The 24,248-nt window shown below is 60.5% G+C and carries 20 protein-coding genes; 15 read left to right on the top strand and 5 right to left on the bottom strand.

Translation table 11 applies throughout. The features are described 5' to 3' along the window. The first annotated feature begins 22 nt into the window (after positions 1-22). The 6 genes from OOT55_RS00595 to pal all read left to right on the top strand — a co-directional run bounded on the left by OOT55_RS00595 (position 23) and on the right by pal (position 5,887). Positions 23-1,795, top strand: coding sequence for a chloride channel protein (locus OOT55_RS00595; RefSeq protein ID WP_265367262.1), 1,773 nt, complete (start codon positions 23-25; stop codon positions 1,793-1,795). A gap of 47 nt (positions 1,796-1,842) precedes the next feature. Next, complete coding sequence (gene hemJ, locus OOT55_RS00590) at positions 1,843-2,268, top strand: protoporphyrinogen oxidase HemJ (RefSeq protein WP_265367261.1); 426 nt, start codon at positions 1,843-1,845, stop codon at positions 2,266-2,268. A gap of 34 nt (positions 2,269-2,302) precedes the next feature. Continuing rightward, positions 2,303-3,136, top strand: a complete 834-nt coding sequence (gene thiD, locus OOT55_RS00585; RefSeq protein ID WP_265367260.1) for a bifunctional hydroxymethylpyrimidine kinase/phosphomethylpyrimidine kinase — start codon at positions 2,303-2,305, stop codon at positions 3,134-3,136. A gap of 110 nt (positions 3,137-3,246) precedes the next feature. Further along, on the top strand, positions 3,247-3,882 hold the full coding sequence (thiE, locus tag OOT55_RS00580; protein ID WP_265367259.1) for a thiamine phosphate synthase: 636 nt from the start codon (positions 3,247-3,249) through the stop codon (positions 3,880-3,882). After that, the gene (hemL, locus tag OOT55_RS00575) at positions 3,879-5,159 is read left to right on the top strand and encodes a glutamate-1-semialdehyde 2,1-aminomutase (protein WP_265367258.1); all 1,281 of its coding nucleotides are present in this window, start codon (positions 3,879-3,881) and stop codon (positions 5,157-5,159) included. Before thiE ends, hemL begins: the two co-directional genes overlap by 4 nt. A 251-nt stretch (positions 5,160-5,410) precedes the next feature. Next, complete coding sequence (pal, locus tag OOT55_RS00570) at positions 5,411-5,887, top strand: peptidoglycan-associated lipoprotein Pal (RefSeq protein ID WP_416140966.1); 477 nt, start codon at positions 5,411-5,413, stop codon at positions 5,885-5,887. A gap of 81 nt (positions 5,888-5,968) precedes the next feature. Here the strand turns inward: pal and OOT55_RS00565 are convergent, their stop codons facing one another. Both OOT55_RS00565 and OOT55_RS00560 read right to left on the bottom strand, forming a co-directional pair. Next, a complete protein-coding gene (locus tag OOT55_RS00565; RefSeq protein WP_265367256.1) occupies positions 5,969-6,985 on the bottom strand; it encodes a LacI family DNA-binding transcriptional regulator in 1,017 nt (338 codons plus the stop codon). Between the two features lie 102 nt (positions 6,986-7,087). Then, entirely contained in the window at positions 7,088-8,326 is a 1,239-nt protein-coding gene (locus OOT55_RS00560) for an MFS transporter (RefSeq protein ID WP_265367255.1), read from the bottom strand. Between the two features lie 268 nt (positions 8,327-8,594). On the opposite strand from OOT55_RS00560, the gene OOT55_RS00555 reads away from it, so the two are divergent. From OOT55_RS00555 to OOT55_RS00545, 3 genes are all read left to right on the top strand, one after another. After that, positions 8,595-10,934: a glycoside hydrolase family 65 protein gene (locus tag OOT55_RS00555; RefSeq protein WP_265367254.1), complete on the top strand. Its 2,340-nt coding sequence runs from the start codon at positions 8,595-8,597 to the stop codon at positions 10,932-10,934. Next, complete coding sequence (gene pgmB / locus OOT55_RS00550) at positions 10,931-11,587, top strand: beta-phosphoglucomutase (RefSeq protein ID WP_265367253.1); 657 nt, start codon at positions 10,931-10,933, stop codon at positions 11,585-11,587. Before OOT55_RS00555 ends, pgmB begins: the two co-directional genes overlap by 4 nt. A gap of 320 nt (positions 11,588-11,907) precedes the next feature. Then, positions 11,908-14,247 carry a TonB-dependent receptor gene (locus tag OOT55_RS00545; protein ID WP_265367252.1) on the top strand — a complete coding sequence of 780 codons (2,340 nt, stop codon included), beginning with the start codon at positions 11,908-11,910 and terminating at the stop codon, positions 14,245-14,247. Positions 14,248-14,349: 102 nt separating this feature from the next. Here the strand turns inward: OOT55_RS00545 and OOT55_RS00540 are convergent, their stop codons facing one another. The 3 genes from OOT55_RS00540 to OOT55_RS00530 form a co-directional block, all read right to left on the bottom strand. Further along, positions 14,350-15,468, bottom strand: coding sequence for a hypothetical protein (locus tag OOT55_RS00540; protein WP_265367251.1), 1,119 nt, complete (start codon positions 15,466-15,468; stop codon positions 14,350-14,352). Positions 15,469-15,632: 164 nt separating this feature from the next. Further along, complete coding sequence (locus OOT55_RS00535) at positions 15,633-16,076, bottom strand: DUF6174 domain-containing protein (RefSeq protein WP_265367250.1); 444 nt, start codon at positions 16,074-16,076, stop codon at positions 15,633-15,635. A 6-nt stretch (positions 16,077-16,082) separates the two neighbouring features. Next, positions 16,083-18,170 carry a beta-propeller domain-containing protein gene (locus OOT55_RS00530; protein WP_265367249.1) on the bottom strand — a complete coding sequence of 696 codons (2,088 nt, stop codon included), beginning with the start codon at positions 18,168-18,170 and terminating at the stop codon, positions 16,083-16,085. A gap of 309 nt (positions 18,171-18,479) precedes the next feature. On the opposite strand from OOT55_RS00530, the gene OOT55_RS00525 reads away from it, so the two are divergent. The 6 genes from OOT55_RS00525 (at position 18,480) to OOT55_RS00505 (ending at position 24,245) form a co-directional block, all read left to right on the top strand. Then, positions 18,480-19,463 carry a MipA/OmpV family protein gene (locus OOT55_RS00525; RefSeq protein WP_265367248.1) on the top strand — a complete coding sequence of 328 codons (984 nt, stop codon included), beginning with the start codon at positions 18,480-18,482 and terminating at the stop codon, positions 19,461-19,463. Then, a complete protein-coding gene (locus tag OOT55_RS17805; protein ID WP_416141011.1) occupies positions 19,456-19,881 on the top strand; it encodes a DUF3019 domain-containing protein in 426 nt (141 codons plus the stop codon). Before OOT55_RS00525 ends, OOT55_RS17805 begins: the two co-directional genes overlap by 8 nt. Before the next feature lie 29 nt (positions 19,882-19,910). Further along, a complete protein-coding gene (locus OOT55_RS00520; RefSeq protein ID WP_265367247.1) occupies positions 19,911-20,609 on the top strand; it encodes a winged helix-turn-helix domain-containing protein in 699 nt (232 codons plus the stop codon). A 22-nt stretch (positions 20,610-20,631) separates the two neighbouring features. Further along, positions 20,632-21,921, top strand: coding sequence for an ATP-binding protein (locus tag OOT55_RS00515; RefSeq protein ID WP_265367246.1), 1,290 nt, complete (start codon positions 20,632-20,634; stop codon positions 21,919-21,921). 87 nt (positions 21,922-22,008) lie between these two features. Further along, a complete protein-coding gene (locus OOT55_RS00510) occupies positions 22,009-23,049 on the top strand; it encodes a LacI family DNA-binding transcriptional regulator (protein WP_265367245.1) in 1,041 nt (346 codons plus the stop codon). Positions 23,050-23,198: 149 nt separating this feature from the next. Then, positions 23,199-24,245, top strand: coding sequence for an SIS domain-containing protein (locus OOT55_RS00505; RefSeq protein ID WP_265367244.1), 1,047 nt, complete (start codon positions 23,199-23,201; stop codon positions 24,243-24,245). Positions 24,246-24,248 lie beyond the last annotated feature (3 nt).

Genomic DNA, 24,248 nt, shown 5'->3' with positions numbered 1-24,248 from the left:
CGCCCGACATTTGAGGAGCCCGATGCCGACCGAGCCACCGCCCATTGAGCGCCTACGTCAACGCCGCCGACAGGCGGCCGAGCGCTGGCGCAACCGCCTAGCTCACGTCGACGCTCTGCCTCAACTGACGCTGCTGGGACTGGCCAGCGGCCTCTTTGCCGGCTCGGTGATCATCGGTTTCCGGCTTCTGGTGGAGGGTAGCCTCGGGCATCTGCTTCCCGGACACGGGGAAAATTTCGAGGGTCTCCCAGCCCTTTTCCGCTTCCTGATCCCCCTCGGCGGCGCACTGGGACTGCTGGTACTGCTCTATGCCGTCAAACCTCCCTCAAGACCCACCGGGGTGGGCCATGTCCTCGACCGGCTGCACAATCATCAGGGGTACCTGTCGTTTCGCAACGCTGGGGTCCAGTTCGTCGGCGGCGCCCTGGCGCTGCTGAGTGGTCACTCCGCCGGACGGGAGGGGCCCGCCGTGCACTTGGGAGCGGCCAGCGCCAGCAAGCTCGGCCAGTGGTTGCACCTGCCCAATAACAGCCTGCGCCCTCTGGTGGCCTGTGGCGTCGCCGCCGCCATTGCCGCCTCATTCAACACACCGATGGCCGGGGTCATATTCGCCATGGAAGTGGTGCTCATGGAATACACCATCGCCGGCTTCATCCCCGTGATTCTCGCAGCGGTAGCCGGGACCACGCTGACCCAGTTGGTCTTCGGGCCGGATATTGTCTTCATGGATGGCCAACGGCTGACCGGACACCTCAGTGAACTGCCCATCATGGCCGCCATGGGGGTCATTATCGCACTGGCCGCAGCCGGCTACATCAAGCTACACAGCGGTTGTGTCCGCCACACCCGTCTCTGGCCCCTGTGGCTTCGGATTCCGCTCGCCGGATTCATTGCCGGGCTGGGCGGCCTGTGGGTGCCGGAGGTAATGGGAATGGGTTACGACACCATCGACGGAGCGCTCACCGGGGCACTGATCGGCCCCTCGCTGGCCCTGATGCTGATCGCCAAGCTGTTGGTCACCGCACTGGTGCTCGGACTCGGGGTTCCCGGCGGTGTCATTGGGCCCACGCTGGTCATGGGTGCCTGTCTCGGCGGGGCCGCGGGGTACTTTGCTGCCTTGCTGCCTTTCACTGTCAGTGAACCCGGGGTCTACGCTATTGTCGGTATGAGCGCCATGATGGCGGCAGTGATCAATGCCCCACTGGCGGCCATCATTGCCATATTGGAGCTCACCTACAACCCCGGAATACTGTTTCCCGGCATGCTGGTAGTCGTCGTTGCGAGCCTGTCCACCCGGTGGCTGTTTCGCTGCGACGGGCTTTTTGCCACCCTGCTGGAGCAGGAGGGCAAAAGCAATCGTCCCAAACTGATGCAGCAGTTACTGAGCCGCACCGGCGTTCGCAGCCTGATGCACCGGCGTTTCAGCCAGGCCCCGAGAGAGCTGACCCGCAGCCAGGCGCGCGAGCTGTTAAAACTCAAGCCGGAGTGGATCATCCTTCAGGACAAAAACCTGTTGATTGAGCCGGCCTCGCTGGCTCAGCACCTGGAAGCGCTGGAGGCGGACACCGACACGGCGCCACCGCCGGAAGATGCGGAAGCGGGCGAGTACCTTGACCTGCTGGCCATTCCCGCCAGGCGAGTGGAAATGATCGCTATCTCGCCCCGGGCGAATCTCTACGAAGCCTGGCAGGCACTCAACCAGTCACAAGTCGACGCGCTGTATATACCCGCGCCGGGCGGCGGTATTGCCGGACTCGTCACCCGGGATCAACTGGAATCCTATTATCGGCTGTAACGGCCAAACGTCGACCAACCGATCACCAACCGACAACGGAACACACTATGCTTTGGGTCAAAGCCTTTCACCTGATCGCCATCATCTGCTGGTTTGCCGCACTGTTCTATCTGCCGCGGCTATTCGTCTATCATGCCATGAGCACTGATGACATCAGTCGGGACAGGTTCAAAGTGATGGAGCGTAAGCTCTATCGGGGCATTGGCACTCCCAGCCTGGTCGCTACCGTGGCGTTGGGCCTATGGCTCAGCAGCGGCAACTGGGACTATTATGCGCAAAGTCTCTGGTATTGGGTAAAAATGACACTCGTCGCAGCTCTGGTGGTCTATCATTTCATCTGCGGTCACTTTATCAAGCAGTTCCGGAATGACCGCTGCCAGCGAAGCCACGTGTTCTTTCGCTGGTTCAATGAGTTTCCCGTGCTCCTGCTGATCGGCATTGTGATCCTCGCCGTGGTCAAGCCACTGCACTGAATGTCCGGCGGGGGCCTGTACCAGGAGGACCCGTATGACGCCGATTGATGAACAGGTGCCCATTGTACTGGCGCTGGCCAGTCACGACCCCTCCGGCTGTACCGGAATCCAGGCGGACATTGAAACCTGCGCCAGCCTGGGCTGCCACTGCACCTCCGTCATAACCGCCCTGTGTGCGCGAGACACCCGGGATGTGAAAGACATCAGGGCCATTCCCACCAGCTTTCTGATAGAACAGGTCAGAGCTGTTCTGGAGGATCTGCCGGTGAAGGCGGTCAAACTGGGCTTCCTTGGACAGGTCAGCCATGTCGAAGCCATCCATACCATCCTGCGAGATTACCCCCACCTCCCGGTCGTTCTGGAGCCGGTCACACAATTGACCGAAAGCCCGGCCAGCGAAGCCGACGCTCTCAGGGAGGCCACCAAAAACCTGCTTTTACCCTTGAGCACACTGGCCACTCCGGATCTGGTAGAAGCCTATGAGCTCGCCCAGCAGGGCGACACTCTGGATGCCTGTGCGCAGGAAATTCTGGAGTACGGGGGGGAGTACACCCTGATTACCGGATCCCGCCGTACCCAAACCCACCATGAAAACCGGTTGTACAACAAGAAAGGTCTCGTTCGGGAATATCGCTGGGAACGTTTGAGCGTATTCAGCCACGGCGGAGGCGCCACACTCTCCGCCAGTATCAGTGCTTACCTTGCTCACGGCCTGCGCTTGCTGGATGCCGTGGAACAGGGCCAGAATTTCACTTGGCACACCCTCGCGGCCAGCCGACGGCTCGGCATGGGCCACAGCATTCCCAATCGGCTGTTCTGGGCCGATCGCAACCAGAGCGGTAACCGCGGGCCCGGCGGTGGCTGCTGAGCCCTGGAGGACGGTGCGGCTCACCCGATAACGCCCCAACCCTAAGGTTTACGGGTTTTGATCCGGCGCCGTTTGCCGGTAAACTGCTCCGCTCAAGCTGTGGAGCCACTATGCCCTTGCATCCCCTTTATGCCATTGCCGATACCGCCACACTGGCGGAGCGACTGCTCCCTGCCGTCGAAGCGGCACTGCGGGGGGGTGTCCGGTGGCTGCAGTATCGGGACAAGTCCACAGATCACCCCCGGCGCCACCGCGAGGCGGCCGCCCTGCGGACGTTGTGTCAGGACCATGGCGCCAATCTGATCATCAATGACGATCCTGATCTGGCTCTGGCGGTGCAGGCTGACGGTGTGCATCTCGGTCAGACCGACGGTGATCCAGCACGAGCCCGGCAACGTTTAGGATCCGGGGCGATCATTGGCGTCACCTGTCACGACTCCCTGGCGCTGGCTCAGCAAGCCAGACACGCCGGTGCCAGCTATGTGGCGTTTGGGCGATTTTTCCCGTCCCGAACCAAGCCAGATGCGCCACCCGCGACACTCGATCTGCTGAATCGCGCACGCACCACCGTCGGCCTACCCATCGTCGCCATCGGGGGCATCACACTGAAAAGCGGTGCACCGCTGCTGGAGGCCGGTGCCGACTGGCTGGCGGTCAGCCATGACCTGTTCAGCGCCCCGGATATTGAACACCGGGCGCGCGCCTATCAAACCCTACCCCGCTGTCGAGAGGAAAACCGATTATGAGTCGATCCGAAGAGCTGTTCAGACTGGCCCAGAAGCACATCCCCGGGGGCGTCAACTCACCGGTACGCGCCTTCAAGGCCGTCGGAGGCACTCCCCGATTCGTCGAGCGGGCCGAGGGCGCCTACTTCTGGGATGCGGACGGCCAGCGCTATATTGACTATGTGCAGTCGTGGGGCCCCATGATTCTGGGGCACAGCTACCCCCCCGTGACCGACGCCGTCATTGAGGCCGCTCGCCACGGCCTCAGCTTTGGTGCACCGACGGCCCGGGAGACGGAACTGGCCGACCTGCTGTGCGAGCGGATTCCCAATATGGATATGGTGCGCCTGGTCAACTCGGGGACCGAGGCGACCATGAGCGCCATTCGTCTGGCCCGCGCCTTCACCGGTCGCGACAAGATCGTCAAGTTCGAGGGCTGCTATCACGGCCATTCCGACTCCCTGTTGATCAAAGCCGGCTCCGGCGCCCTGACTTTCGGGGTTCCGAGCTCTCCCGGCGTACCGACCGCACTGGCTGAACACACCATGACGTTGACGTACAACGATGCGGAACAGGTCCGTGACGTGTTCCGTGAGCTGGGCCGTGACATCGCCTGCATCATCGTCGAGCCGGTGGCCGGCAACATGAACTGCATCCCGCCGGTACCGGGATTTCTGGAAACCCTTCGAGAAGTCTGCGATGACTCGGGCGCGGTGTTGATCTTTGATGAAGTCATGACCGGGTTTCGAGTCGGCCCCCAGGGGGCCCAGGGGCTTTTCAACGTCAAAGCAGACCTGATCACCCTCGGAAAAGTGATTGGCGGCGGCCTGCCCGTCGGTGCTTTCGGCGGTCGTCGGGAGATCATGGAGATGGTGGCGCCCACGGGTCCGGTCTACCAGGCGGGCACCTTATCGGGCAACCCGCTGGCGACCGCTGCCGGTGTGGCGACACTGCGAGCGCTGGAACGCAATGGACTTTACGAGCAGATCTCGCGGCGCACGCAGCAACTGACGCACGGCATGCAGACGGTTGCCGACGAAGCAGGCATACCCTTTACGACCAACCACAGAGGCAGCATGTTCGGCTTCTTCTTCACCGATGCGCCAGAGGTTACCCGCTATGATCAGGTCATGAGTTGCAACACCGAGCGGTTCAATCGCTTCTATCACGGCATGCTGGATGAAGGGGTCTACCTGGCACCCGCTTCTTATGAGGCTGGTTTCATGTCCGCCGCCCACACCGAGGCTGATATTGAGCAAACACTCAGCGCCGCACGCAGGGTTTTTGCCCGTCTGTGAGGGGAAAAGTCACAGGCAGACGGCATTAACAGTTAACCGTGCCACAATTTTTGGTGCCAGGACTTGCCTAAGGCGCGCGTAGCGCTTAATCTTGACGCAGGTTCCTCAATCCTTGTGGCACTGGGCTTCGTGCGATTGGCCTGCTCGCTGTTTCAGGAATCGATGTAAGGAACGAACGTGTTGACACGGACTCTATTCGTTTCTCAGACACCTTTTACGGAATGTTACTCTGTTCACCAAATCGGGAGAAAATGATGAACAATCTTTTGAAAAGCTTTCTGATTCTGATCGCCACCACAGGCTTGCTCGTGGGGTGTAGCTCCACTTCCACCCAGGAAGAGCCTGTTGAAGAACCCACCGTCGCCGAGCCGGAGCCGGAACCGGAGCCCCAACCGGAGCCCGAGCCCGAGCTGGACACCACCTTTTACTTTGACTTCGACAAGTCCACTCTGAAACCCGAAGCACGTGCCACCCTGGTTGCTCATGCTGAGCGCCTGAAAGAAAGTGGCGATCGTGTTCGTCTGGAAGGTCATGCAGACGAGCGTGGTTCACGCGAGTACAACATGGGTCTTGGCGAGCGTCGCGCCAAAGCCGTTCGTGACTTCCTCGTCCTTCAGGGTGTACCGGCCAGCCGCATCGAAACCGTCAGCTACGGTGAAGAGCGTCCCGCCGTACAGGGCAGCAATGAAAGTGCCTGGGCGAAAAATCGCCGTGTCGAGCTGAAATAAAGCAACTCGGCCAGCGATCCCGAAACGGCGCCTTCACGGCGCCGTTTTTTTTGGGTGGTAGCACAGCCAATCCACTGTCGGTCAGGACGACGCCCTCACCACCAGCTCGGTCTTTAATACCTCTGAAGTCACCGGCTGCCCCTTTACCAGAGCCATCACTTTCTGGACCAACAGCTTCCCCCCCCGGTGAATATCCTGTCGAACCGTCGTCAACGGTGGGTTGAAGTACGGTGCGATAGGAATATCATCGAAGCCCACCACGGCCACATCGTCGGGCACCCGAAAGCCTTTTTCCTGCAGCGCTTTGATCGCTCCCATCGCGATATTGTCACTGGCTGCAAAAATGCCGTCGAAGTCGAGGCCCTCTTCCAGCAGCTCGAGGACATGCTGATACCCGGACTCAATGGAAAAAGCCGCTTGCACATGGTGCTCCTGTGAGGACAGCCCGGCTTCGGTCAAGGCGTCAAAATACCCCTGAAAGCGGCCCTGAATTTCCGGATGTGCCACGTCCCCCAGAAAAAGCATCCGCTGGCAGCCACGCCCGATCAGATGCCGACTGGCCAACTGCCCCCCCATATAATTGTCACTGCCCACAATGCAATAATTGGCCTCGGGTTCGCGCGCCCCCCAGACCACTATCGCGTCGCCTTCCTTTTGCAGTTGACGTAAGGGCGCGTCATCCCGCCCCTGGCCAATCACGATAATGCCGTCCGCGCGGCGGGAGCCCAGCAGGTGTGCATGCCAGTCCTGCGGAGATACCGCATTGCTCGAAAACAGCAGGCTGTACTGATGCTCATTCAGCTCATCCGCGATCGCCCCGATCATATCCATCATGAATGGATCGGAGAAAGTTTGCCCATCCACGCTTTCGGCATTGATTACCAGCGCTATCGTATGGCTGCGCTGAAGACGCAAGTTGCGGGCCCCGGTATTCACTTTATAATTCATCTCGCGGGCGAGAGACTGCACCTTTTCCCGGGTTTTGATATTCACCGCCGGGTTGTTATTCAGGGCACGGGATACCGTCGACTCCGACACCCCCGCCCGGCGGGCGATGTCAGCGATAGATACGGGTTCCTGAAGTTTTCGTCGGGACATGGTTGCTTTCCGGTCAAGCGACAGGGAGCCCGGCGGACTCACCCCTCACAGTTGTCATCTGGACCATCTTAAAGGACCCGTCTGATGCTTGTATAGCCACGGCTATCCTTCACGGACGTCGGCACGCTCTGTTTCACGTTTCAGTCCTCTCAGCAGTATCAATATCAGGGCCATGGGGACCAGCGCCATGTAAAACGCAACTTGCCCGGTAAACTGGCCAAACACGATGCCGGTCAGCATGGACCCCGTGGTACCACCCAACGCCGAGAATATGATGATCAAACCCGCCATGGACGATTGCTGATGCAGCGGCAAGGAGCTCAGTACCACCGAACTCAACGCCGGGTAGATCGGGGCCATAAACAGGCCAATCAACGGGAATATGTACGCTGCCAGAGGAAGGTTGAGCCAGCCAACGTCCGGCTCAACCTTCACATTATACGATAGCGGCAGTGTCAGAATCACCAACAACCCCATGGCAATCACACAGACACTGAGCAACACATACCAGTTGATGCCACGCAGTAAGACACCGGCCCCCAAACGCCCGATTGCCAGGCACAGCGCAAAGATACTGGTCACCTGAACACTGATGGCGCTGGGGAGGTTGAGCACCTGATTGTTGAATGTCGGCAACCAGGTGCCAATGCCCTGCTCAATCAACACGTACAGGAACACCGAGGCGACAAAGATGTAAACCAACGGGCGGGCGGTCAGCTTGAGCATGGCCAGGAAGTCCTGACCAAAATTGGCGGTGGCCGGTTGCACCTTTTCCTCGCCGAAGCGGATAAAGGCCATCACCACCAGGTTGAACGCACAGATTCCCGCCAGCCACCAATAGGTATTCAACCAGTTCATACTCTCCGGCCGATCCGAATCGATGAAGAAACTGAACACCCAGTAACCGGACAGCACCCCCAGCATGAACACCCCTTCAATGGCATTCATCAGGCTCGCGTGAGCCTGCTTTTCCGGAGCCAGGATGCCGATGCTGGCGTAAACCGACACCTTGATCAGCGCAAAGGAGGACCCGATGGCCAGGAACAGCATCTTGGTGGCCCAGAAGCTACTGAGAATCGGCATGGACAGACAGGCCAACAGCACAACGCCCAGGCCGATCATCATGGCCCGTCGGTACCCCAACCGGGGCAGGAATGAGGCTACCAGAAACGACACCACGGCAATGGGGATATCCTTGAATCCCTCCAGCAGTGCGGCGCTTTCCTTGGTGACACCAAAGCTGTTGATGGATTGCAGGATCACCACCCCGACACTGTTCAGCAACAGACCGAACAGGAAGTAGTTGAGCATTAATACCAGAACAATCAGGCGTTTATTCATTGTTATCAACCTTCAGATGCGCCCCGCAAGACGCCTGCGTGGACCTAAGCCGAGACCGTCGGTCGTCGACCCCCGAAAGCAGCATACCCGGCGCCCAAAGTGGCACCTGCTGCCGCGCTTACCCAATAATAGCAGCAAAATAACCAATTGCAATCGATTGCAAGAATGCTAAACTTGCCTTACAGGTCACTGTCGAGACCACCGCCGACGCTGTGGCAGTCTGACAGGCCTCTTCGAATCACTCTATCGATAACGGGTAACGTCAGCCATGCAACACAGCTCTCGCGCATCGGATCGCTACGGCCTCAACCCCTGGCGCATCACCGAGTCCGGCTTTCAAGCCGGCGACTACGGCCTCAATGCCACCCTGTTCGCCCTGGGTAACGGGTACATTGGCCTGCGAGGCACGTTCGATGAAGGCTTCGCCGCCGGCACTGCGGAGTCCGGCTGCTACCTGAACGGCGTCTATTACTCTGAGCCCATTACCTATGGCGAGCAGGCTTATGGCTACGCGAAAAACAACCAGCGCATTGCGTCCGCCGCCCTTCCACACGAGCTGAGCCTGACTCTGGATGGTGTCGCCGTCGACCTCAGTGAGGGTGAGCTCCTGGAGCACCGACGCGAGCTGGAACTGGACAACGGCCTGGTCAGCCGCCAGTGGCGCTGGCGTGCGCCGAACGGCCAGATACTCCGGTTGGCCAGTCGCCGCCTGGTGTCACTGACTGAGCGGCAATTGATCGTCATGGAATACCGGCTGTCGGTGGAGTCCGGTACCGGCAAGCTGAGCGTGACCTCGAGCCTGGATGCCACCCCCGCCGCCGCCACCGACAGCGATGATCCGCGGGTCGGCGCCGGGGTCAACATCGAAGATCTGGAGCCCCGTATCCAGAAGGCCCGGAACGGACGGCTGACCCTGAGCCATCACCTGAAAAGCAGTGGTTTCACGTTGAGCAGTGCCGCCAGCCATCGCCTGGACGGGGCGAGCGTGAGCGCTCAGACCCACGATACCGATGATTTCCGGGCCGCCTGTCAATACGTGGTGACACTGACGCCGGAAACGCCACTGATACTGACCAAATACGCTGTCTACGGGCACAGCGTTACCGACACGCCAAACCTCGATGAGGTCCTCAGGCGCTGCGAGCAGAAGCGTTTTGATGACTATGCACGGGATCAGCGCGAAGCCATGGATGCCTTCTGGGCCACCTCGGATATTGAGGTGGGCGGCGACCCGGCCCTGCAACAGGGGCTGCGATTCAACCTGTTTCATTTATTCCAGTCCCTGGGGCGGGACCCCGGCACCAATATTGCCGCCAAAGGCCTCACCGGCCACGGCTATGACGGTCATTACTTCTGGGACAGCGAAATCTACATTCTGCCGTTTTTCCTCTATACCCAACCGGAGCTGGCGCGCAACCTGCTTCTCTATCGGCACAGCATTCTGGATGCCGCCCGGGCCCGGGCCCGGGAACTGGCCATTCCCAAAGGCGCGCTGTTCCCCTGGCGCACCATCGGGGGCGAGGAGTGCTCCGCCTACTACCCGGCGGGCACCGCCCAGTTTCACATCAACGCCGACGTTGCCTATGCGGTCAAGCAGTATCACGAGGCCACTGGCGACGATGATTTTCTGATCCAGGCCGGTGCCGAAGTGGTCCTGGAAAGCGCCCGGTTGTGGCCCGCCATCGGGCACTACAACGCCCATCGGGGCGATCAGTTCTGCATCAACGAAGTCACTGGGCCGGACGAATACACCGCCCTGGTGAACAACAACTTCTTCACCAACGCCATGGCGCAGGCCCATCTGCGCTATGCAGTCGAGCTGTACCAGTGGCTGAAGGAGCGGGCGCCCGCAAAAGCCAGGGAACTGTACCGGGCCATGGCACTGGATGACCGGGAGGTGGCCGACTGGGCGCAGGCGGCGGAGCGCATGTATCTGCCCTATGACGAAAACCAGGGCATCCACCTGCAGGACGACAGTTTTCTCGACAAACCCCGCTGGGACTTTGAGCACACGCCCGCGGACCACTACCCGCTGCTGCTGCACTACCACCCGCTGACCATCTACCGTCACCAGGTCTGCAAACAGGCGGACACGGTGCTCGCGCTGTTCCTGCTCAGCGACCAATTCAGCCGGGAGCAGAAAAAACGGGATTTCGACTTTTACGAACCCATCACCACCCACGACTCCACCCTGTCCGCCTGTATGCACAGCATTCTGGCCAATGAGGTTGGGTACCCGGATAAAGCGCGGCACTATTTCGAACAGGTCGCGCGCATGGACCTGGACAACCACCACCACAACACCCAGCACGGCATCCATACTGCCTGTATGGGCGGGACCTGGCTGTGCATGGTGCAGGGTTTTGGCGGCATGCGCCTGCACCACCACCAGTTGGCGTTCAACCCCACCCTGCCCAAGGGCCTGAGCCACTACCGCTTCAAGGTGCGCGTGCAGGGCCGACTGATTGGGGTCAGCGTCGATGCCAGCGAAGCGCACTATCAACTGATCACGGGAGCGCCCATCACCCTTCAACACGGCGAGCAATCCATTGCCCTGACGGAAGGCCAGGCGCCCATTGCCGCCCCTCTCAGGAGTCCGAACCGATGACGGCTTACCGAGCTGCTATATTTGATCTGGATGGTGTGATTGCCGATACCGCCCGCCTTCATCTGGCCGCGTGGCAACAACTGGCCGAAGAAGAAGGGTTTCGTTTGCCCGCCGACGCGGATGAGCGACTCAAAGGTGTAGACCGGATGGCGTCGCTCGAAATCGTCCTGGAGGGCACCTCTCGCCAGTATCGGGAGGACGAAAAGCTCGCGCTGGCGGACCGGAAGAATCAGCGCTACCAGCAACTGGTCACTCAACTGACCCCGGAGGACCTGTTGCCTGGTGCCGCCGAATTGCTGGAACAATTGGCCGACTGGCAGATTCCGATGGCGCTGGCCTCCGCCAGCAAAAACGCCCGGGCGGTGATTGACGGACTCGGTATCGCCCACCGCTTTGACTACATTGCCGATGCCGCCCGGGTCAAGTACCCCAAGCCCGACCCGGAGATTTTCACTCTGGCAGCCCGGGGCCTGGGTGTTGAGCCGGCGCTATGTGTGGGGATTGAGGATGCGGCCGCGGGTGTCACCGCCATTAAACGAGCGGGCATGTACGCGGTTGGTATAGGAGACAGCAGGGTACTGGAAGAAGCTGACCTGTGCGTGCCGACGCTGGCTGACTTCCGCCCGGAATCCTGCTTCCGGCGCCGCATCTGAGCGCTGTGGAACAGAACCCGATGACGGGAAAGCCGTAACCGGTATCAGAATCATACGTTATATAAAGATTGATTATTTATTATGAAATCGTTTGTAAAAATAATTTGCAATCGATTGCAATACGGAGTTAGCTGAACTAAGCTAAAAATCGAGCGCGGTGGAACACCCCTCAGGCGTCCACATAGAGGTGCCCCATGGAGAGAACAGAACAGGTAACACCGAGAGAGACAAAAATACCGGACCGACCCGCCAGTGGCCGGTCCAGCTGTGCTCACCAACGTCCAACAATAATGACCCGCATTGCGGGGAGGAGAAATGCCATGATGACCCAGAAACCTCTGGCCCGAACACTCAACGCCCTGAAGCACTCACGCCAGTCAGCACTGTGGCTTGGCTCAGTGGCCGCCCTGGCGCTGAACGCACCGGTACAGGCTCAGGAAACCGATCAGCAGCCCAACATGCAAGCCATTGAGGAAGTGGTGGTAACCGGTACACCCGGTGGTGCCGCCATGCGCAAGCTGGACGCCAGTTTCGCCATTTCCACCGTCAGTGCGGAAGACATCAAACGCAAGGCCCCTTCCAGTACCGCCGACCTGCTGAAAACGGTTCCCGGTGTCTGGGTTGAGAGTTCCGGCGGTGTGTCCGGTGCAAACATTTTCGTCCGTGGTTTCCCGAGTGGCGGTGACGCCGACTTTGTCACCGTCGCCGTCAACGGACTGGCGGTCTACCCACCGCCCACTCTGTCATTTCTGGAAAACTCCACCATTTTCCGCGTGGATGAAACCATCGAGCGCATGGAAGGCCTGCGCGGTGGTCCCAACCCGGTTTACTCCAACGGCCAAGTGGGCCTGACCACCAACTTCATTCTGAAAGAAGGCGGCCCGGATACTGAAGGGGTCCTCAAATATTCCACTTCCGATTTCGGGTTGCAGCGGGTAGACGGCATGGTCAGCGGCGAGCTGAGCGATGACCTCTACTACATGATCGGCGGCTATGTCAGTTCCTCCGAGGGCGTGCGTGAAGCCGGTTTCGATGCCGAGGAAGGCAATCAGTTTACGATCAACCTCACCAAACGGCTCGATAACGGCAAGATCAACCTGTTCCATCGCGCGACCGATGATCACGGTACCTGGTACCTGCCGGTCGCATTGCAGGACAGCGACGGCAACCCCACCGGGATCGACGCCAGCTACACCCAGGTCGGCGCCGCCAACCGCAATGTGCTGGTTCCCTACTCGGGCAGCGATGGTATGGGCGGTACCGAAACCACCTTTGAGATGCGTGACATGGGCAAGGGTCGCGGCTGGGACGGCAGCGTGACCGGCGGCTCCATCGAATTGGACCTGGCCAATGGCTGGACCTTTACCGACCGATTCGGGCTCACCAAGGGTGACGCCGATACCTACGGATTCGTACCGGACGGTGCGGCGGTGACCATGGGCAGCCTCAATGGCGGACTGGCTGGCACCACCATCACCGGCGACGAAGTAGCCGCCAACGCACTGGTCCAGCGGTTCGGCCCCTGGGTGGTTGAAAAAGACATCGAAGCTTTCAGCAACGATTTGAGTCTTGCCAAGCAATGGGACGACTACAAGTTGACCGTGGGCTATTACGCCTCTACCTGGGAAGTCGATGAAATCTGGTCCATCGGGAACTCCAAATACTACGAGCTGGGTCAAAATGGTCAGATGATCAGCCCGGACAGCGTGGACGATGCCTGTCAGGACTTTGATCAGACCACCTGCGGGTTCAAATACGATGTCGACGCCATCGGTGATGCCCGTGAAAACGCCTTCTACATGGCGGGGGAAACCTACCTGGGCGACCTCACCCTTGATGCTGGTATACGTGTCGTGACCCGCGAGACCACCTACTCGGTGGACGACGGTGCCCGCGATGGTATCGCGGACCTGACACTGGATACCGAAGAAGACAAGGTAACCTACACCGCCGCGGCGAACTGGGCGCTGACCGAAGACTCGGGCGTCTTTGTGCGGATCAATGACGGGGTGAAATTTCCGGACTTCGACGCTTACCGTGACTTCCGCGGCGACTTCCTGAACGGATCCGACCTGATCATTGACGTACAGCAGTACGAACTGGGCTACAAGCTCTCCCAGGCCAACTACTCCCTGTACGCCACCGGCTTCATGAATGAAACCAAAGGGCAACCGTTTGGCAACGTCGCGTTGAACGATTTCGACCGACTGGAAACCGAAGCCATGGGTGTGGAACTGGACGGTAATCTCTACTGGGGCGAGTTCGAACTGACTCTGAACGCCACCCTGCAGGACACCGAGATCAAGAGCGGTGATGATGCCGGCAACAGCGTCCAGCGCCAGCCGGACTCCCAGATCCGCCTGTCACCGAGCTACAACCTGTCCTTCGCCAACGGTGTGGATGCCGTCGTTTACGGTACCGCCAGTATCATCGGTGATCGTTACAGTGACAACGGAAACATCAACAAGCTGTCCAGCTACGAGAAGTTCGACCTGGGTGTGATTGTGAATGTCGAGAACCTGGAGTTCCAGCTTGCCGTGGATAACCTCACCGACGAGGAAGCTCTGACCGAGGGTGACCCACGTGCCGCCGGGGTATCGGCCAACGGCCGTTACATCCTGCCGCGCAACGTGAAGTTCTCCATCGGCTATCAGTTCTGACAGGAAACCTCCTGTATAGACCTTAGCCAGTGTCTATCGCTTCGGGGACTGTGCGCTTCGCGCCAGTCCCCTTTTTTTACACAGCGCGATCGGCCTTGCACCCTACAGATACATTTCTTCCCGCCGATTTTCCGCCTTGCGGCGCATGACTTCCGCCTTTTCAGGCAGGGCCCGCTGATCATAAATCTCCGCTGCCAACCTGTAAAACCTCGGCTCCTCGGTCTGGCGCGCCATGGCCTGCTCCAGGTACCGCTCGGCCTGGGCGAGATCCCCTTTTTCCAGCCGCTCACGGGCCAATGAGTACAGGTAGTAGGGATTACTGTTGCGGTGCTCCCGGACCCGCTGCAAGAAGTAGGTCGCTTTTTCCGATTCGCCCTCGGCTTCATACAGGCTGGCGAGATTGCTCATCAGTGACAGATCCGCCGGTGACAGCGCCAGCCCTTGTCGATAAGCCACCTCGGCTGCGCCAGGCACGCCCATACGTTTATACAGGGTTCCCAGGTTGTTCCAGAGGTAGCTTTGCCGGTCATCAAGTTGTAAGGCTCTGCGCAGGTGCAGAAAACCCTGGCGCCGATCGCCAGCGGCCGCCCGCTCCATTCCCAGATTATTGTAGAATTGCGCGGCCACCAGCCGGTCACCAATCACCGACTGTTCGTACACCGGACTGTAGCGCTCCATCTCCAGATCCACCACCAGTTCCTCGCCTCGGGGCAACAGCACCTTGGCATTCACATGACGGAACAGCAGGAAGGATTCGCCGTCCCGCAAGTCCCACATCGGTGGTACCTGCACATCGTTGACTTCGGCCTTCAGGCCAATGTGCCGGGCCATCGCCACATACATCAACGTAAAACTGAGGCAGTTCACTTCGCGCCGTTCAAACGCGCGAGCCGCCGTCGTGGTGTTCAGCGCGGTATACCGCATACCCAGCCCGCCGGCCATCTGGGAGGAGAGCAACGCCCGGTGCAGAGCCTCTGCACGCTGAGCCGGGTGACGGTATTGCAGCGCAATCTCCTCCGCCACCACTCGCATCATGGGGGATAACGTCATCAGATCATAGGGAGGCAATTCGGCGTCGGCGGGCGGTTCATCAAACAACAGCTCGCCGGAAAGGACCTGCTCAAGGTCCCGGGAGGAAGGCGCCTGCACCCACTCAGGCAGGGGCTCCATGTGGCTGCAGGCGCCGAGCAGCAGGACGAAGGCCACTGGGGCCCAGGACATGCGCATCAGGACACCTCTCGCAATCACCGTCAGATTCGGAGGAAGGCCGGATCTGCAACTTGATCATACCTACACTATGACAGTTTAGCGGATAAAGTGTTCGCCCGATGATCGATGTTTGTACGGGCTCTCCGTCCGTGCAAAAACAGGACAGGGGCGGCACGCTACGCGAGCTGGCGCTCCTGTTCCTGGCGGGTATGGGCCACCTCAAGAGCAAAGCTCAGGGGGTATCCGTACAGAGGGTGGTAAACCGTTTGAGGGGTTCGCGGTTTACCGTATAACTCCGCCTCTATCCAACGGAAGTAGTCATCCACCGTGCCCACTTCGGCCGCCGAGCAAAGCCTGCCAGAGCCGAGTTCATGGGCAGAAATCACGGCCCCGCCCGACACTTTTACCCGGATGTCGTTGCACCCTACCGAACCGCACCGGCTGAGCGTGAACTGATAGGAATCAAAGCCACTCATCTGCCAGAGTTGCCAGTGGACATAGAGCGCCTCCTCCGGGCTCGTATTCACATCCCGGACTCGACGTCGGAGTTCCAACAGAGCCTCTGGCTCCCGGGCCTGACCGTTGGAAGCGATATTCATCGAGATCATCAGTTTGTGCATCTTGCGTCACTCCCCTGTGTTGAAACCGAATGGCCCATTAAGCGATTCGGGGTCATCCCAATCGCGAGCCCAAATGTCATTGCCGTGCAGGTAGTACACCGTATCCCCGTGCAACCGGCTGCGGTCACTTCCGCCGCCTACGGGGTACTCAAAGCCGGAGCTATTCGCCGAAGCCACGATCAGCGGCGCCTGAGTTTCCAGCGTTGCCTGCTCTCCGGTCAGCCCGTTCACCTCAAACAGGAACAACCCGGTATCCAGCCAACGATAATCGTCGCGACGAGTCACCGGAACGGTAAAGCGCAACTGATCCGTGCCGACCGGCAGGAAATTGAACGCCCGCAGGTCGGTCAACGCCTCGCTCCAACTCCCGGATCCGCCCAGCACAACGGCCTCGACGCTGACCGGGTTCAGGTCATCGCGCACATCAAACAGTTCGACTTTCACCCCGCCAAAACCGCCGTTTTCATCGGCTTCCTGGCCCACGGACACCAGGTATCCCTCTCCTACGGGGTGCAGGTAATTGGACACACCGGGAATCTCCAGTTCCCCGAGCACAGAGGGGTTTTCATTATCTGAGACATCCAGCACATACAACGGGTCGATGCGTTCAAAGGTGACGATATAGGCCCGGTCCCCCAGGAAACGGACGGCGTAGATATCCTCGCCCGGCTTGCCGATCGGCTCCGGTTGTGCCTCGTTGGGCAGCCGTGCAACCACCTCCAGGGTGCGGCTGTCGGGATCGGCGGCCTCCCGAAGCACATGCAAAAAGTGCTCTGGGTTGCTCCAGTCTTCCCGAAGGGTGGTCACCACCCGCAAGTAACCCTGTGCCTCATCCATGCTGAAGGACGGGTCTGACCAGTTCAGTGCTCCCGGCACCAACCCCGTGCCTCGGTAATCAATCTCGCCCCCGGCAATAGCAAACTTGTGCAGCCCGGTCTTCTGGTCGAGCCAATTGCCGGCATGGGTTCCCAGATACAGACTGTCCAGCGACAGGTACAGGCCGCTCAAATACGCATTGACACAGATCGCACTCACCAGTCGCTGCTCCCGAAGATTGAAGGCGCTCACGGTCACTATGTCGGCGAAACCTTCATCGGGGTTCAATGTTTCCGGCAGATAGCAGTCTCCTTCGCGTACCAGCGGTTGCTCTGGCGACTCATCCATGCGATAGCCAGGCAACAACTCAGACATCGGGGTGGAGCTGATCAAACGTTCATTGTTCTGTCGCGCCTCGTCGGTACCGGCATAGGGTTCCAGGCCTTCAATGTGGGGGCGGGTGCGGGAAACAAGATAAAGCACATCGCCGATTTTCCGGCTGTTGAGCAGTGTTCCCTCCACCTCCAGGGACCAGCGGATTGCGGGATTCTCCGGTGACTGGACGTCCACCAGCTCGATCCGGGTATGGCCAGCCTGAAGGGCGATCTCCGGCATGCCCATCCATCCCCAGCCTCCGTAGTAATAACGGCTGTCACTGAGCGCCACCACCGCCTCGGTGGTGCCGCCCTGCTCCAGGGTGTAGAGCTGGGACAGCACCAGAGGCGAATCAGCCTCCCGGTCGAGGGTGTAACGCATGACTCCGGTTGCACTGGCCTGCGCGGGGTCGGTTTCAAAAATACGCAACGCCTGAACGGCTGCAGGCTCCGGCACTGATCCATCATCACCGGCGGCATCGTCCAGTGCAACACTCTCGGCAAACCGGTGATAACTGTACTGGGGGGACTCGGCGACGAAGAGGTAGCGACCGTCATATTTCAGCCGGTCGGCCTCATCCACCCCTTCGACATGAACATTGGTACGGGAGAAATCGCCAGCCGCATTCTCCTGAGCGTCCGGCATTGCCACACCGTCTTCCTCGACCATGCCGTTGTCAACGGCGCTCACCTGCAAACGCAGCCCGTTGCGCAAATACTGTGACACGGCTTCAGGCGGATGCTCATTGGTCAGGGGCTCCAGCGCGGGGTCTGCCCAACGAAGCTGGCGATAATCGGTGTCGTAGCGACCCGGACCGGGCCCGTCACCGCTGGAGCCACCACAAGCTGCCAGTAGCATCGCGCTGGCTGCCAGCGCGCACAAGGTCACTGAACGAACGTTCATTCGAATCCATCCTCCTGAGAAAATAGTGGGGGTTTATGGCATCATCCCCTCACTGTAGCCCCACGGGCGCCCGGTTTCTGTAGTGCAACTGCGAAAGAGTGTAACTTTGTGTAACCGGTGTCCAGCGCCACACATTGGTCAAAAGGCACCGAGATTTACAGGTTTTTACACACTCTCACAAAGGCATGACGGCTTTTTTCCGTCGCAGCAGGCACACTGAAGGCTCAACCGATCCGCCCCGACGGACGCGGAAAGAGGCACCCGCAGCGGTGACCATAGAACCCATTAGCGAGAGTAAGTACCCATTTCATGACGTGGTTAACCGATTCCCCGGCTCGCGTATACCGTCTGGCGGCATTGATGCTGGCACTGGGCCTGACGGCCCCGGGGCTGGCGAGCGATCGCCCATCGCACTGCGACCACAGCGGGCCCGGGTGTGTGGCGGCGGGTACCTGGGACATCAGGCTGGCCGTCGGCGCCGGGCTGCGCACCAACCCGATCGCCGGTGCCGATGATGTGCCGCTGGTTCTGGTTCCTCAGGTGACTTATTACGGCAAGCGGTTTTTCTTTGACAACCTGGACCTGGGTTATACCCTGATTGACCGACGTGACTGGATGGTAAACCTGTTGATCACCCCCAGCGGCGACGGCCTGTACTTCTTTGAAGACGATTGGGGCCGGTTTTTTCTCCAGGGAGGGTTGAATACCCTGGGGGCAAACTTCAGCCCGGCGCCCGATGAGGCCCCAGCCATAGAAGACGAGGATGCTTTTGAGGGGCCCCAGGAGGATCAGCGGGACCAGGAAAGCCCCGCCCCCACCAACCCCGAGCCGGCCCAGGTATCCCCGCCCCCGCTCCGGGACCGGAATGTCGCCGCCCTGGCCGGGGTGGAAACCTCCGGTGATTTCGGTCGATTTCAGTGGCAATTCCAGGCACTGTCCGATGTCAGTGGCGTACACAATGGGGAGGAGCTCCGGTTTGCGGTCAGCACGGGAATCCACCCGCGACCCCATCATTTGGGCCTCAGCCTCGGATTCAGCTGGAAAAGCGCCGAGGTGATGGAATACTATTACGGCGTCACCCAGGGGGAATCAGGCGGCAACCGAGCGGCCTACCGCCCCGGTAGCGGCACGGCACCCTTTGTGCGCCTGAGCTGGAATCAACCCGTCAGTGAACAATGGCGCTGGTTGGCCAGCGTTCAGTACGAATACCTGAGCGAATCGGTACGCCATAGCCCCCTGACTGACCAGAATAAGGTGATGCAAATCTTCGTCGGGGGCGTTTACCATTTTTAGACTCGGGCAACTGAGGTATGGCGGTACACATAGTCGATCAGCGCGCCAGTCCCTGTGGATCCTGGCGGGCTGGTTTGCGGCCAGCGCCAGCGCGGCAGACACCGAACTGGAGCTTAAACCCAGCATCTGTGCCCTGGCCGAAAATCAGGTTCTGTGCGAAGAACGGGTCGATATCCGCTGGCATAGTGATTACCCCGACGCCCTGTGCCTGTTCGTCGATCAGGACGACCAGCCCCTGGCCTGCTGGCGAGAAGAAGACCAGGGGGAGTTTCAGTACGAGGCTCGAACCGAACAGAGCCTGACGTTCCAGTTACGGGCCGAACAGGACAACCGACTGCTCGCCAGCCGGTTGTTTGAAGTCATCCGCGAGTACACCGAGTTCCGCTCTCGCCGGCGCAAACCCTGGAATTTTTTCTGACCGATCACCAACCGACAGACCGGACGCCCATGCAACAGATTCTCCTGGCCGAAGATGACCACCGCCTTGCCGCACTGGTTCGGGACTACCTGACCGACAATGGTTTTGAAGTTGCGGTGGAAGACCGCGGCGACCGGGTCCCGGAACGCGTCCGTCAGCTTCAGCCGGATCTGCTGATTCTGGACATCATGCTGCCCGGCAAAGACGGCCTGACCCTGTGTCGGGAGCTGCGCCCGGCGTTCACCGGACCGATCATGATGCTCACCGCGCGCAACGAAGACGCTGATCAGATTCTGGGGCTGGAATTCGGCGCCGACGACTACGTCATCAAGCCCGCGGAACCCCGGATTCTGCTGGCTCGCATACGGGCCCTGCTGCGCCGCATCGAGCCCGGCGTTCCGAGCGCCCCGCAGACGCTCAACTTCGGGACGCTGGAGGTGCACAGCGGCTCCCGCAGTGTCGAGCTGGACGGTGCTCCCATCAAACTGTCCAGTCACGAGTTCGACCTGCTGTGGTTGTTGGCCCAGCGCGCCGGCGACGTGGTGGGTCGGGATTTTCTGTTCCGGGAGCTTTACGGTCGCCCCTATGATGGTATGGACCGGACCATCGATGTGCGCGTATCCCAACTGCGGAAGAAACTGGGGGACAATCCGGACAACCCCTCCCGCATCAAAACCATCTGGGGCCGAGGCTATCTCTTTATCGCCGACGCCTGGGATGCCGAGTGAACGGCCTGATCCGGCATCGGCCATGAAAAGAGCCTTCCTCTCCCTGTACCTGCTCATCGTCCTGGCGACCCTGGGCCTGGGGTGGGCACTGGATCAGCTCTGGAGCGCCTACCAGGCCGAGCACCCGACTCAGGCGCCCGGTGCCGTACTCACCAGTGTGCTTCAACACAGCAGTGCCGGTCGTCCGCTTGACCAGACCCGCGCCCTGATTCACCGATTGGCGAGTGAGGGCCAGGCGGATGTTCGCCTGGCACCCCTGTCGGACATTTCCGGGGAGTCCATCAAAGCACGTCTGGAGGCCGGTGAGTCACTGTCGTTCGAAGACGCCAATGGCAACCTCTACCACTACGGTAAGCTCGCGGATCATCCCCAGGTCATCATCATCGGCGAAGTGACGCCCGACGCATCGCGGCGCTTTGAGGCCTTGTTGGCGGTGCTCTTTTACGGCGCCCTGGCGGCCGTTGTATTTTTCTGGCTCTGGCCTCTGACCCGGGACCTGAACCGCCTGGAACAACAGGCCGAGGCGCTGGGGCGCAACCCGGAAACCGCCGTCATGGAGCTCCAGGGGCACTCCGCGGCCCAGCGTCTGGCCCAGGCATTCAACCAGATGGCCCGGCGCATTCGCGACCTGCTGCGCTCCCAACGGGAAATGACCCATGCCGTATCCCATGAGCTGCGCACCCCCCTGGCTCGCATGAAATTTGCCCTGGAGATGGCCGATGCCAATAGCGATCCACAGACCCTGCGCACCCGGCTGCAGAGTCTGAGAGCCGATGTCGCGGAGATGGATCAACTGGTCAACCAGTTGCTGCACTATGCCCGCTTCGAGCAACAACCCTCCCTGCACCTGACACCCGGAGACATGCCCGGCCTGTTACAGGACCTTTGGCATCGCCTCAGCGGACATCTGGATCATCCCCCGCGCCTCTATCTGCACACGGCGGCCCATCCGCCACCGGTGGTCTGCGACTGGCCACTGATGGAGCGCGCCCTGCACAACCTGTTACAGAACGCCCTGCGTTACGCTCGCAGGCGGGTCGACATCACACTCACCACGGCGGCGGATGAGACCCAGGTCCAGATCGAAGACGACGGTCCGGGCATTCCCGAAGAGGAACGGGAGCGGATCTTTGAGTCTTTTGTCCGCCTGCGTGAGGCCCCGGAACTGCACAGTGCCGGGTTCGGGTTGGGACTCGCCATTGTGCACCGGGTGATGCAATGGCACCACGGCACTGTGCGGGTGGACACCGCCACCACCGGCGGCGCCCGTTTCACGCTGCGCTGGCCTTCCGAACCGCATACCGGACAGTGATTATGCCGGTAACGGACTATGGTATAGTGCCCGGCCTTGACCGTGAACGACGGACGTCTCCACCCAGCCAAGCGGATTTCAGCTGCAATGAAGCCAACCATCAAAGACGTTGCCAAGCGCGCCGGCGTGTCCTTCAAAACCGTCTCCCGGGTGATCAACCGGGAGAGTACAGTCGGCCAGGAACTGCAGGACAAGGTCTGGAAAGCCATCAAAGAGCTGAACTACCAGCCCAATCTGTCGGCCAGGGTACTGCGCGGCGCCGCTTCCTCCATCGGTTTCATCTACGACAACCCCAACAGCAACTACGTGATCGAAATGCAGCGCGGCATTCTCGACGAGTGCCGCCGCCAGGACTACGAGTTGGTGATTCACCCCTGCGACGCCAAATCCCCAGAGCTGCTGGATGAAATCTTCGGCATGGTGGACCGCAGCCGCGTCGGCGGGCTGGTACTCACGCCCCCCATGTCGGAAATGCCCGAGGTACTGGAGGCGCTGACCGAGCGCAACATCCGCTTTGTGCGGATTCTGTCCGGGAGCCAGCCACCGGACACCCGCTCACCCTGCGTATTCGTGGATGACCGAACGGCCGCATACAAGATCACCCAGTACCTGATTGATCTCGGGCACCGGGACATTGCGTTTCTGGGCGGGGAGGAAGCGCACAAATCCAGCATGGAGCGTCTGGCCGGTTACCAACAGGCCCTGGCGGACAACCAGATTGACCCGGACCCCCGCCTGATCATTGAGGGGGAGTACGCCTTCGAATCCGGGGTCAAACGCACCCGGCAACTGCTCTCCCTGACGCCAAGACCCACCGCCGTATTTGCCTGTAACGATGAAATCGCGGCGGGCACCCTGTTCGCGGCCCGCCTGGCGGGCGTGGATGTGCCGCGGGATCTGTCCATCGTGGGTTTCGAAGACAGCCCCTTTTCCCGCCAGGCCTGGCCCAACCTGACCACCGCCCGCCAGCCCAATGCGGACATCGCCCGCACGGCGACGGAACTGTTGATCCATCAGATCCGCCACCGGAAGGGCGATAAACCCACCACCAGCGAAGGGTTTTATCCCCAGTTGGTGGTGCGCGACTCAACCTGCCCACCTCCGTCCCGCACCCCGGAGTCCTCCTGACGCCAGCCACCTCGAGTGGCCCCCTTTACTTTCCACCTCGACAAGTGCAGAATAGCCCAAAAGACAACGTTGTCTAAACGATATTGTTCAGACCATGATTTCTTACCGGATTCCCGGACTTGTCGCCGGGAGCCAAGACAGGAGCTTCCATGAACACCGCCCCACTCCCTTCTCCGGAACAGACGCTGATGCACCGCGAGGCCCACGACGCCGCAGCTGTGGTCAGCCACCAACTCATCGACAATGCCGCCCGGGTCAAAGCGGTCGCCGAGCGTCTGCGCGCCTACCGGCCCCGCGCCGTGGTGACCTGCGCCCGGGGCAGTTCGGACCATGCCGCCACCTATGCCAAATACCTGATCGAAACCCAACTCGGTCTGATCACCTGCTCCGCCGCCCCATCGGTCGGCTCGGTGTACCAACGTCCGCAGCAGCTCGACGGTGTGTTGTATATTGCCATCTCCCAGTCCGGGAAGAGCCCGGACCTGCTCGCCAATGTCGAGCGCGCCAAGGCGGCCGGAGCACTGACCCTGGCGCTGGTCAACGTCGCCGACTCTCCGCTGGCAGAAATGGCCGATCTGGTACTGCCCCTGCAGGCCGGTCAGGAGGTGAGTGTAGCCGCCACCAAGTCCTATATCGCCAGTCTGTCAGCCCTGTTGCACCTGGTGACCGAGTGGGCCGACAGCGAATCGCTGCGCGCGGCGCTGCGCCGTCTGCCCGAGGCGCTGGCCCAGGCCTGGGCATTTGACTGGTCCGATGCCGTGACGGCTCTGACTCCGGTACACAATCTGTTCGTGATCGGTCGGGGGCTCGGTTTTGGCATTGCCCAGGAAGCCGCGCTGAAACTCAAGGAAACCTGTGGCCTGCATGCCGAGGCGTTCAGCGCCGCCGAAGTCCGGCACGGTCCCATGGCGATCGTCGGGAAAAACTTCCCGGTGCTGGTCTTCGCCCAACAGGATGAGACCCGCGAGAGCACCGAGTCGCTGGTTCAGGAGTTTCGCCAGCGGGGTGCCCGGGTCCTGGTGGCTGGCCAGGCGGACGTTGCCGACACGCTGCCCGTGGTCCCGGACGCCCACCCGGTCATTGCGCCCATCCTGGCCATCCAGAGTTTCTACCGCATGGCCAATGCACTGGCAATCGCACGCGGGTATCATCCCGATGAACCACCGCACCTGAACAAAGTGACGGAAACCGTTTAACGC

The organism is Marinimicrobium sp. C6131 (assembly GCF_026153455.1).
GTDB lineage: Bacteria > Pseudomonadota > Gammaproteobacteria > Pseudomonadales > Cellvibrionaceae > Marinimicrobium.
This window is presented reverse-complemented; position numbering and strand designations above follow the sequence as displayed.